The sequence below is a fragment of the Microbulbifer epialgicus genome (genome assembly GCF_041447265.1).
Lineage (GTDB): Bacteria > Pseudomonadota > Gammaproteobacteria > Pseudomonadales > Cellvibrionaceae > Microbulbifer > Microbulbifer epialgicus.
Window position 1 is genome coordinate 1 of the sequence record NZ_JBGMEK010000237.1, and the last position, 1,081, is coordinate 1,081.

2 protein-coding genes are annotated in these 1,081 nt (G+C 43.2%); one reads left to right on the forward strand and one right to left on the reverse strand.

What is annotated here, in order from left to right:
- A partial coding sequence (locus ACCI49_RS24745; RefSeq protein ID WP_371841929.1) for a hypothetical protein occupies positions 1–226 on the forward strand: 226 nt, incomplete at its 5' end.
- Between the two features lie 77 nt (positions 227–303).
- Here ACCI49_RS24745 and ACCI49_RS24750 read toward each other — a convergent pair.
- Complete coding sequence (locus ACCI49_RS24750) at positions 304–555, reverse strand: transposase (protein WP_371841930.1); 252 nt, start codon at positions 553–555, stop codon at positions 304–306.
- Positions 556–1,081 lie beyond the last annotated feature (526 nt).

The following is a 1,081-nucleotide window of genomic DNA, read 5'->3' on the forward strand; positions in this document are numbered from 1 at the left end:
TGGAGGGGGTATCTTGGCAGCCTGCCAAAGCAAGTTGAACAATGTGGTTCATGTACCGCTTACCTTCATTAACCGACGACTTCCCAGACTCTGTCGGGATTCTGCAAATAAGGCCTTCAAACGATGGCAAAGTTGCCATGTTTGCTATCTATTGAGCTATCAATACGGCGACACCAATCGTAATAGCTACTCTTATTTACCTGCATTACCCGGCAGGGCACCGTAACTGGAAAGCTGTCTTGCTGCTTCTTGATAAAGTTGTACTTTATTTCATTTCTTTCGCAAAGAACGCGCTGGCCTTTTTTAGGATTTCCTTCTCCATACGCAACTGCTTGATTTCGCGCTGCAATCGATCCAATTCAGCACGCTCGCCGGCATCCAGCTTACTCCGCCCTCTTCCAGCTTCAGCTCTTTTATCCAGCGTCGCAGATTGTTAGCTGTGGTTCCTACAGCCTTAGCAGCCTTAGGAATCGAGTACCCTTGCTTGGAGACTAGGGCTACGGCGTCTTTCTTGAATTCCGGCTTGAAATGCCGACGTGTACCTTTTATTGTCATACTTCACCTCGCTTGGTAGTTTTACCATCTTAGCGAAGTGTCCGGAAGGATTAGACCACTACACACTGATAACTAAGGTGCGCAGCAAAAATCATAAATCAATAAAATTTCCACCGCCTCTTTTACAATAAATTCACAACACCAAATTACACTTTAAAGCTCTTAGCTAGTAGCGTTCTAATAGGTTTATCCACTCTCGGGTGATGCCATCTACTCACGTAAAAAGCACCGAGATATAAATCAAAAGAAATAAGATTGAACAGGTATTTAACTTAGGGGGGACAAAGGCACAGATTACAGGAAAAATGGAAGGCAAATATACTTTGCTGACGACCATATAAGGCACCAAAGTAACCAATAGGGTTAATTTAAGTCACTTTGTTCACGGCAAGAATACGCTAACCGTCAGTAATCATGTCGTACACCTCTAAAGAAAAGGAGTTATAACCAAATCTGGTGTTTGAAGGTTTGAAAAAAAGCGGCGTATCTGGTTGATTTGTTATCGCCAGACAATAAACCAACTAAG